10 protein-coding genes are annotated in these 9,736 nt (G+C 65.4%); 6 read left to right on the top strand and 4 right to left on the bottom strand.

What is annotated here, in order from left to right; all coding sequences use genetic code 11:
- Positions 1-348: 348 nt before the first annotated feature.
- The 4 genes from DNK34_RS24030 (at position 349) to DNK34_RS24015 (ending at position 2,849) form a co-directional block, all read left to right on the top strand.
- Positions 349-912, top strand: a complete 564-nt coding sequence (locus DNK34_RS24030; protein ID WP_131176979.1) for a DNA-3-methyladenine glycosylase I — start codon at positions 349-351, stop codon at positions 910-912.
- Positions 909-1,520, top strand: a complete 612-nt coding sequence (locus tag DNK34_RS24025; RefSeq protein ID WP_131176980.1) for a pyridoxamine 5'-phosphate oxidase family protein — start codon at positions 909-911, stop codon at positions 1,518-1,520. Before DNK34_RS24030 ends, DNK34_RS24025 begins: the two co-directional genes overlap by 4 nt.
- 88 nt (positions 1,521-1,608) lie before the next feature.
- The gene (locus tag DNK34_RS24020; protein WP_131176981.1) at positions 1,609-2,496 is read left to right on the top strand and encodes a lysophospholipid acyltransferase; all 888 of its coding nucleotides are present in this window, start codon (positions 1,609-1,611) and stop codon (positions 2,494-2,496) included.
- Positions 2,497-2,582: 86 nt separating this feature from the next.
- Positions 2,583-2,849 carry a PilZ domain-containing protein gene (locus DNK34_RS24015; RefSeq protein WP_131176982.1) on the top strand — a complete coding sequence of 89 codons (267 nt, stop codon included), beginning with the start codon at positions 2,583-2,585 and terminating at the stop codon, positions 2,847-2,849.
- A gap of 161 nt (positions 2,850-3,010) precedes the next feature.
- Here the strand turns inward: DNK34_RS24015 and ehuA are convergent, their stop codons facing one another.
- The 4 genes from ehuA to ehuB form a co-directional block, all read right to left on the bottom strand.
- Positions 3,011-3,790, bottom strand: coding sequence for an ectoine/hydroxyectoine ABC transporter ATP-binding protein EhuA (gene ehuA, locus DNK34_RS24010; protein ID WP_131176983.1), 780 nt, complete (start codon positions 3,788-3,790; stop codon positions 3,011-3,013).
- 41 nt (positions 3,791-3,831) lie between these two features.
- Positions 3,832-4,494 carry an ectoine/hydroxyectoine ABC transporter permease subunit EhuD gene (gene ehuD, locus DNK34_RS24005; protein ID WP_131176984.1) on the bottom strand — a complete coding sequence of 221 codons (663 nt, stop codon included), beginning with the start codon at positions 4,492-4,494 and terminating at the stop codon, positions 3,832-3,834.
- Positions 4,491-5,150, bottom strand: coding sequence for an ectoine/hydroxyectoine ABC transporter permease subunit EhuC (gene ehuC / locus DNK34_RS24000; RefSeq protein WP_131176985.1), 660 nt, complete (start codon positions 5,148-5,150; stop codon positions 4,491-4,493). The genes ehuD and ehuC overlap by 4 nt, the downstream gene beginning before the upstream one ends.
- 81 nt (positions 5,151-5,231) lie before the next feature.
- Positions 5,232-6,083, bottom strand: a complete 852-nt coding sequence (gene ehuB / locus DNK34_RS23995; protein WP_411269327.1) for an ectoine/hydroxyectoine ABC transporter substrate-binding protein EhuB — start codon at positions 6,081-6,083, stop codon at positions 5,232-5,234.
- A 462-nt stretch (positions 6,084-6,545) separates the two neighbouring features.
- Between ehuB and ehuR the strand changes: the two genes are divergently transcribed.
- Positions 6,546-7,943: a MocR-like ectoine utilization transcription factor EhuR gene (gene ehuR / locus DNK34_RS23990; protein ID WP_131176987.1), complete on the top strand. Its 1,398-nt coding sequence runs from the start codon at positions 6,546-6,548 to the stop codon at positions 7,941-7,943.
- A 148-nt stretch (positions 7,944-8,091) separates the two neighbouring features.
- Complete coding sequence (locus DNK34_RS23985; RefSeq protein ID WP_131176988.1) at positions 8,092-9,648, top strand: sensor domain-containing diguanylate cyclase; 1,557 nt, start codon at positions 8,092-8,094, stop codon at positions 9,646-9,648.
- Positions 9,649-9,736 lie beyond the last annotated feature (88 nt).

Below are 9,736 nucleotides of genomic sequence, written 5' to 3'. Positions count from 1 at the left end.
CCGCGACCTCGCGGCGAATCGTGGACATACCGCGATTTTCGCAGCATGCCCACCATCGCATCGCGCCGGGGGCGACGCTCCTACTGGTCAACCCTGACTGTGAACGGGTTCTGGCAGGCCAAGGATCGAGACGGTATCTACGCGCTGACCGGGTGGTGGCCTATATCGGCCGCGAGTCGTGAGCCGCGGGGGCGCCAACCACCTGTAGGATCCCCGCCTCGGGGCGAAGCTTCTGTGGATTTGCACGATACCGCAGCATGGTCGCCATTCGCCGCGGGGGCTTAGCTCCTACAAACCCCCGATCCGCGGTTATAGTGCGTCTCTTCGCCCATCGCCGAGCCGACTGCCATGCCTCGCTGCTTCTGGTGTACCGACGATCCGCTGTACCAGGCCTACCACGATGAAGAATGGGGCGTGCCGTCGCGCGATCCGCGGCACCTGTTCGAGTTGCTGCTGCTCGAAGGCGCCCAGGCGGGGTTGTCGTGGATCACCGTGCTGAGGAAGCGCGAGCGCTACCGCGAGGTGCTGTTCGGCTTCGACGTCGAGCGCGTGGCGGCCATGAGCGATGCCTACATCGACACCCTGATGCAGGACCCCGGTATCATCCGCAACCGCCTCAAGCTGCAGGCCGCGCGCAGGAATGCGCAGGCCTGGCTGCGCCTCGACGATCCGGTGGCGCTGCTCTGGTCGTTCGTCGGCGGCAAACCGAAGATCAACCACTTCAGCGGTCGTGGCGACGTACCCGCGGTGACGCCGGAGGCCGAGGCCATGAGCAAGGCGTTGAAGAAAGCCGGCTTCACCTTCGTCGGCCCGACCATTTGCTACGCCTACATGCAGGCCACCGGCATGGTCATGGACCATACCCTCGATTGTGACCGCCATGCGTCGTTGCGGCAGGAGCGTCCGGCATGACCCGCATCGACTCCCTGGAACAGTTGCACGCGCTGTACGGCGAACCCCACGAGCGTTCCCTGCGCAAGGAAATCCCCTACCTCAGCGAGCCCTACCAGGCGCTGATCGCCGCGGCGCCCTTCGTGGTGCTGGCCACCAGCGGGCCCGAGGGGCTGGATTGCTCGCCGCGCGGTGACGCGCCGGGCTTCGTGAGGGTCCTCGACGAACGTACCCTGGCCCTGCCCGACCGGCCGGGCAACAACCGCATCGATAGCCTGCGCAATATCGTCCAGGACCCGCGTGTGGCCTTGCTGTTCCTGATCCCCGGGGTGGGCGAGAGCCTGCGCGTCAACGGCCGCGCGAGCATCTCCCTGGAGCCGGAGCTGCTCGAGGCGTGCCGCGCCCAGGGCAAGTTGCCGCGCAGCGTGCTGCGGGTCACGGTGGACAGCTGCTACTTCCAGTGTTCCAAGGCCATCGTCCGCTCCAGGCTGTGGGAGCCCGAGCAGCAGGTGCTGCGCTCCAGCCTGCCGTCGCCCGGCGACATCCTCAAGACCCTCATGGATCCGCAGTTCGATGTGCAGGCCTATGAACGCGAACTGCAGGAACGCCTGAGGACCGGGCTCTACTGAACGTTTCCTCGTTTCTGCGCGTGTATGTAACAGTCACGCTGGCCTGAGGCGGTTACAATGCGCTCCCTTTGATTGACGGGAGCAGCGTGTGGAAAAGCTCAAAGGCGCACTGGTGGTGGGGTTCCTGCGTTTGTTCGCCCTCCTGCCGTGGCGTGCGGTGCAGTCGCTCGGTGCGATGATCGGCTGGCTGATGTGGAAACTGCCCAGTGGCTCGCGTGACGTGGTGCGCATCAACCTGGGCAAATGCTTCCCTGAACTGAGTGCCGCCGAACGGGAGAAACTGGTCGGCCGCAGCCTGATGGACATCGGCAGGACGCTCACCGAGAGCGCCTGTGCCTGGGTCTGGCCGGCGCACAAATCCCTGGCGCGGGTGCGTGAGGTCGAGGGCCTGGAAGTGCTCGAAGCCGCGCTGGCGTCGGGCAAGGGCGTGGTCGGCATCACCAGCCACCTGGGCAACTGGGAAGTGCTCAACCACTTCTACTGCTCGCAGTGCAAGCCGATCATTTTCTACCGGCCGCCCAAGCTCAAGGCGGTGGACGACCTGCTGCGCGAGCAACGGGTGCAACTGGGCAACCGGGTGGCGCCGTCGACCAAGGAAGGCATCCTCAGCGTCATCAAGGAAGTGCGCAAGGGTGGCGCCGTGGGCATCCCGGCCGACCCCGAGCCGAGCCTGTCGGCCGGCCTGTTCGTGCCCTTCTGCGGCACCGTGGCACTGACCAGCAAGTTCGTGCCGGGCATGCTCGCCGGGCACAAGGCCGTGGGCGTGTTCCTCCATGCCCTGCGCCTGGAAGACGGCTCGGGCTACAAGGTGATCCTCGAGGCCGCGCCGGAAGGCATGTACAGCGAAGACACTTACACTGCGGTGGCCGCCATGAGCGGCGTGGTGGAGAAATACGTGCGGGCCTACCCCAGCCAGTACATGTGGAGCATGAAGCGCTTCAAGAAACGCCCGGAAGGCGAAGCGCGCTGGTACTGATGGGGGCCGGTTGGCGATTGGCGCTGGGCGCGCCGGGAAAATTGGGTTATTAACCAGGCGTCATTCGCGCACGAGGATGTCCAGGCATGTCTGCCAACCAGCGCCAGCACCCCCGCACACCGATGAAGTGCCGCATCCGCATCTGTCACCCCAGCTTCGGTGAGCTGGTCGCCCAGACCCGCGATCTCTCCGATGGCGGGGTGTACGTCAAACACCCGGATCTCGGCGCCCTGGCGCTCGGCACGCGGGTGACCGGCCAGGTACAGGATCTGCCCATCGAGGCGCCGATCCTGGAGATGGAAGTGATGCGCGCCGACGGCGAGGGCGCCGGTCTGCGCTTCATCCGCGACTAGCCTCCTTAGAAGTCATTGCGCTTTTCCACATCGGCTACAAGGCGAAAGCGGACGGCCGACAGGAGCGCTAAAGGCTGGAGGCTGAACGACAAGCCAACCCCATGGGCTCTTTCGTCCGGCTTTCCAGCCTCAAGCGTTTTTGATCGAAGGCCGCTTGCGCCTCAATGCGCCTCGTTCACCGCGCTGAGGAAGCTCTGCGTACGTTCCTGCTGCGGGTTGCCGAACAGCTCGGCGGGGGTGCCCTGCTCGTGGATGCAGCCCTGGTGGAAGAAGCACACGCGGTCGGCGAACTCGCGGGCGAAGCCCATCTGGTGGGTGACCATGAGCATGGTCAGGTTGTGCTCGCTGCCCAGGCGCCGGATGACGTTGAGCACCTCGCCGCACAGCTCGGGATCGAGCGCCGAGGTCACTTCGTCGAACAGCATCACCTTGGGCCGCATGGCCAGGGCGCGGGCGATGGCCACCCGCTGTTGCTGCCCGCCGGACAGTTGCGACGGGTAGTGTTCGTGCTTGGCGCCCAGGCCCACCATGTCCAGCAGTTCCCGCGCCCGTTCGCTGGCTTCGCGCTTGTTCATGCCGAGCACCTGCACCGGTGCCTCGATGACGTTCTGCAGGGCGTTCATGTGCGGGAACAGGTTGAAGCTCTGGAATACCATGCCGATCTTGCCGCGCACCTTGCGCTGGTGGCTGGCGCTGGCGCGCACCAGGCGCCCGTCGCGGCCGGGCATGTGGGTCAGCGGCTGGTCGTCGACTTCGATCACGCCTTCGTCGATGTCCTCCAGGGTCATCAACGCACGCAGCAGGGTGGATTTCCCCGAGCCGCTGGGGCCGATGATGGCGACCTTCTCGCCGGGAGCGACGTCGAGGTTGAGGTGGTCGAGCACGGTCAGGTTGCCGTAGCGTTTGGTCACGTCGGTGAAACGCACGATGGGCTGGGGCATGGCGGGACTCCCGGCAGCGGTGGGCGAAAGGTGCGGGGCGTTCATCGGGGCGCCTCCTCCATACGGTCTTCGAGGCGGCGCACGCACCAGGCGAGGGCGAGACTGAGCAGCAGGAAGAACAGCCCGACCAGGGTGATCGGCTCCAGGTAGCGGAAGCTTTCCGAACCGATGTTCTTGGCCTGCTGCATGATTTCCACCACGGTGATGGCCGACAGCACCGGGGTGTCCTTGAGCATGGCCACCAGGTAGTTGCCCAGCGCTGGCAGGATCGGCCGCAGTGCCTGGGGCAGGATGATGTTGCGGTAGGCGGTCAGCGGCGACAGGTTGAGCGCGGTGACCGCCTCCCACTGCGCCCGCGGCACGGCATCCAGGCCGGCGCGATACACTTCGGCCGTGTAGCAGGCGTAATGCAGGGCGATGCCGAGGATGCCCGCCTGCAACGCGGTGAGGTTGAGCCCGTAGTTGGGGAACACGTAGAACAGGAAATACACCTGGATCAGCAGCGGCGTGCTGCGGATGAATTCGATCAGCCCCGTGGCCGGCCACGACAGCCACACCTGCCGGCTGCGCCGGGCGATGGCCAGGAACAGGCCGAGGACGATGGCGATGGCGAAGCCGCCGAAGGTGATCAGCAGGGTGTTGAGCGAGGCCTGCAGCAGTTGCGGCAGGATGCTCCAGGCGAATTGCCAGTCGAAGAAATTCATGACAGGCCCCCGCGCATGCGCCCGCGGGCCAGGCGTTTTTCCAGCCGGCGCATGCCCAGGTTGATCACCTGCGCCATGACGAAGTACATCAGCAGGGCCAGGGCGAAGATCTCCAGGGTCATGAAGGTCGCCTGATCCAGCTGGCGGGCGCGGAAGGCCAGATCCGACAGGGTGATCAGCGACACCAGCGAGGTGTTCTTCAGCAGTTCGATGAGCAGGTTGGTGCCCGGCGGGATCGCCGCCAGCAGCGCCTGGGGCAGGATGATCCGGTAGAAGCGCTTGAACGGCGACAGGTTCAGCGCCTGGCATGCCTCGTATTGACCCTTGGCCACCGAACGGATGGCGCCGCGCATGACTTCCGCGCCATAGGCGCCGATATGCAGGCCAAGGCCGACGATGGCCACCGCGTAGGCGCTCATCTCGACATTGAACGGTGGCATCGGCAGCACGAAGTACAGCCAGAACAGCTGCACCAGCAGCGAGGTGCCGCGGAACACCTCGATGTAGACGATGGCCAGCCAGCGCAGCGGACCGATCGGCGAGAGTCGGCCGAGGGCGGCGAGCACCGCCGAGACGATGGCCAGCAACGAGCCCCAGAAGGTGACCTGCACGGTCACCCAGGCGCCTTGGAGCAGGAGAGGAAGGAGGTCGCCCATCAGTGCAGTCCTATGTGGCGAGGGGAAGCAACGGGAAGCGCAAGGGCGCAGGCAGTTGCCTGCGCCCTTGCGCACGACAGCTTATTGGCCGCAGAGCTCGGCGGCGGTCTTGTCGGTGATGTTGGACTGGTCGAAGCCGAATGGGGCGACCGTGGCCAGGTGCTCTTCGCTGCCGATCCACTGCTTCAACTCGGCGTTGACCGCATCGCGAAGGGCCTTGTCTTCCGGACGGAAGGCCAGGGCGCCGTAACCGGTGTGGGCGGGGTCGTCCTTGAACTCGGCGATGGCTTCCACCGAGTCGCCGCCCTTGTCGGCCAGGCCCTTCATGGTCAGCTGGGTGCCCACGGCGGCGTCAGCACGACCGGCGCGTACGGCTTGCAGTTGCGCGGTGGTGTCCGGCACCTGGAGGATCTGCCCGTCGGTGATGCCGGCGCCGCGGGCGTAACCGAGGTTCACCGTACCGGCCATGATCGCCACCTTGGCGCCACTCTTGGCGATGTCCTCGTAGCTGTGCAGGTTCTTCGGGTTACCGGTTTTGGTCAGCAGGGTGTCGGGCAACTGGTAGTGCGGGTCGGTGAACAGCACCTGCTTGCAGCGCTCCGGGGTGATGTACATGCCGGCGGCGATCAGGTCGAAGCGGCTGGCGCGCAGGCCGGGGATCAGCGAGCCCCACTCGGTGAGCACCGGGTTGATGGTGGTGACGCCCATCTTCTCGAAGACCTTCTTGACGATTTCCGGCGATTCGCCGGTCACGCTGCCATCCAGGGCGGTATAGGCGAAGGGCGTTTCATTGGCATAGCCGATGCGTACGCTGCTGTTGTCCCGCACTTTTTCCAGGGTGTCGGCGGCGTGGGCGATACCGGCGCCGAGGCCGGCGAGAATGCCGCAGGCGACGACGAGACGACGCACAGTGGAAGGAATAACGCTGCTCATCATGTGATTCTCCTGTTTCTTGTAATCCGCCCGATGGAGCGGAGCGTTATTAAGGTCTGTTGCCGTTTCAGCGCAGTCGTGCTGAAACGGCAACAGACCCTCTAGGAGGCAGGTTTTCAAGAGCATCTGACCGCGGGCGGCCGAAGGCGGATCGTGTATTTTTATCCGGGCGCTGCGAGCACCGGTTCCACCCTTGGGCCGAGCATACAAAAGGGTTTTTGCCTGCGGTATTGCACTAGGACAATTGAATCGCAAGCTGACAGGCGGGATGCTGTAGGCAACGGCCCCTCACCCTCATGTGAGGGGTAACAGCCGAGAAGAGCGCTGGAGGCTCGAGGCTGGACGAAATGCGGCGTTGCTCTTCTCGTCCAGCCTTCAGCGCTCTTTGCGGCTATATAGCTGTCGTTACCCGATAGCCGTCTTTCGAAGACGTTGAAAGGTAGTCCCTTACCCCGGAGCACCATGCACAACTGGAAGCAGGCCCTGAGCGGCGCCCGTCAGGGCGAATCGAAGTACAAGACGCTGGTGCAGGCCATCACCGCCGACATCGAGCAGGGCAGGCTCAGCGATGGCCAGCGCCTGCCGCCGCAACGGCAGGTCTCCGAGGCCCTGGGCATCAGTGTGCAGACGGTGACCAATGCCTACAAGGAGCTGGAGCGCCAGGGCCGGGTGCGTTGCGAGGTGGGCCGTGGCAGTTTCGTGTCGCGGCGCACCAGCGAGAAGGTCGCCACTTCGATGCTCGATCGCAGCGAGCAGGCGCTGCTGGATTTTTCCATCGCCCGCATCGTCCATACCGGTGAGCACGATCGCCTGTGGCAGGCCACCTGTGGTGAACTGGCGACCGAGCCCGACCAGCCATGGATCCGCGCCTTCCGCCCCATCGCCGGTTTCGAGAGCCACCGCGAGGCCGGGGTGCGCTGGTTGTCCGGGCTCGGCCTGGAGGTGACCCGCGACGACCTGCTGCTGACCAACGGCGCAGCCCACGGCATCTTCCTGGCCCTCGCCTCGCTGGCCGGACCGGATGACGTGGTGCTCTGCGAGGGGCTGTCCGATCACGGCGTGATCGGCTCGTCCCAGGTGCTCGGCTTCACCCTCAAGGGCCTGGAGATGGATGCCCATGGCATCGACCCCGAGCACTTCGAGGACATGTGCGGCAACGAGCGCATCACCGCGCTGGTGTGCACGCCCAACCTGAACAACCCCACCAGTTGCCTGATGCCCGATGCGCGCCGCCGCGAGATCGCCGAGATTGCCCGCCGTTATGGCGTGTATGTGATCGAGGACGATGTCTACGGGCCGCTGCTCGCCGGCCAGCAACGGGCCCGGCCGATCAGCCATTACCTGCCGGAGCTGTCGTTCTACTGCACCAGCATGACCAAGTCGGTGCTGGCCGGCCTGCGCCTCGGTTACCTGGCGATGCCCAAGCGCCTGGCGCTGCGCACCGAGAGCATCCTGCGGGTCAACAGCTGGATGGCCACGCCGCTGCTCGGCGAGATCGCCGCCCGCTGGATCAATGGCGGCCAGGCCGAGGAACTGGTGCAGATGCAGCGTCAGCTGCTGGCCAACCGCCAGGCCCTGGTGGAAGCCGAACTGGGCGAGTTCCTGTTGCGCAACCATCCCTACTCGCTGAACGCCTGGCTCGCCGTGCCGGAGCACTGGGCGCCGGACAACCTGCTGCGCGAGCTGCGGCGCAAGCACGTCGCCCTCACCCTGCCCGACCCTTTCGTGCCACCGGGCATGCCGCGCCCGCGCGCGGTGCGCCTGTGCGTGGGCGCCGAGTGCAGCGAGGCGCAGATGCACAAGGGGCTCGGCATCATCCGCGAAGTGTTCGGGCAGTACCCGAAGATCCATGACTTCTGAGGGGCGTCAGGTGGCGCGCGGGCATCGCCAGGGCGCGCCGGGCTGCCGGAGGCGTGGCGGATGATACCGGCGAGTGCCCATATGGCTGGTCAGCGACTCCATCGGCAGGCATGATGCCCTTGCCTTGGAACATCGCACAAGAAAGACAATGCCCCGTATCGATCTCCGTCAACTGATCCTCGCCCTGACCCTGGTGTCCGTGGTGCTGACGCTCGCCAACGCGCTCTATTCCAGCTATCAGGTGCAGGAGGATCTGCTGATCCGCACCACCCTGGAGGCCAATCGCGTCTATGCCGCCAAACTGGCCGACTCGACCGACAATTTTCTTGCCGCCACCCAGCAGCAGCTGGCGTACAGCCATGCCGACATAGTCGAGGCGCTGGAGCGGCCCGCCGAACTGGATAAACAGGCCAGGCGCCTGCAACTGTCGACCAATACCTTCAACGCGGTGCTGATCGTCGATGCCCGCGGGCATGTGCTCAGCAACTCCCCGGCAAGCCTGAACCTGGTCGGCCGGCAACTGCACAGCGTAGGCAACCGCAACAATCTGAAAATCCGCGAACCGCTGATCAGCCAGCCGTTCATCACCACCACCGGCAAGCTGGTGGTCAGCATTTCCCATCCCCTGTTCGCCGCCGACGGCAGCTACAAGGGCTATGTCACCGGCTCGATCTACCTGCAGGAGAACAATATCCTGCGCAGCCTGCTCGGCCAGCACTACTACCTCGATGGCTCCTACCTCTACGTCGTCGACAGCCAGCGTCACCTGGTCTACCACAGGGATACCAGCCGCCTCGGCCACCTCGTCACCGGCAACCCGGTGATCGAAGCGGTCATCGCCGGTGAAGCGGGCAGCATGCGCCTGCGCAACAGCCAGGACGTGGAAATGCTCGCCGGTTACGCCCCGCTGCAGCGCGTCGGCTGGGGCCTGGTGGCGCAACGGCCGCTGCAGGCCACGCTGGAGGAGCTGGAAGCCCTGACCTGGCATACCCTGTTCAATACCTTGCCGTTGCTGCTGTTTTCCCTGCTGGCGATCTGGGGGCTCTCGCGCCTGATCTCGCTGCCGCTCTGGCAACTCGCCCACCAGGCCCGCGAGATGGACTCGCCCGGGGCCCGCGAAGCCTTCGAGAAGGTACGCTCCTGGTATTTCGAGGCGGCGCAGCTGAAACTCTCGCTGCTGGCCGGGCTGCGCCAGGTCAACAGCAAGATCCATCGCCTCAACCACGAATCCCTGACCGACCAGCTCACCGGCCTGACCAACCGCCGCGGCATGGACAGCATGCTTGGCATCTGGCAGGCCGAAGGCCGCAGCTTCGCGCTGATCATGCTGGATATCGACCATTTCAAGCAGGTCAACGACCTGCACGGCCACGATGTCGGCGACAAGGCGCTGCAGGAGCTGGCGACGCTGATGCGTGAAGGTTCCCGTTCTCAGGACCTGCTGTGCCGCGCCGGCGGCGAAGAATTCGCCATGTTCCTGCCCGAGACCAGCCTGGACAATGCGCTGGAGATCGCCGAGCGGCTGCGCAACGCCGTCGCCCGGCATGTCTTTGCCACCGGCGGGCACCTGACCGTGTCCCTTGGCATCGCCCACCTGCCGGAAACCTCGGACAACCTGGCCGATGTGCTGAAGTCCGCCGATCTGGCGCTGTACCAGGCCAAGCACCAGGGCCGCAACCAGGCCGTTCGGGGTCTGCCGCGCTAAAGGCAAAAGCGGACGGCCGATTAGAGCGCTGGAGGCTGGACGACAAGCAAACCCCATGGGCTCTTTCGTCCCGCTTTCCAGCCCGACC

Origin of the sequence: Phytopseudomonas dryadis, from assembly GCF_004327355.1 — a bacterium.
Lineage (GTDB): Bacteria > Pseudomonadota > Gammaproteobacteria > Pseudomonadales > Pseudomonadaceae > Aquipseudomonas > Aquipseudomonas dryadis.
This window is presented reverse-complemented; position numbering and strand designations above follow the sequence as displayed.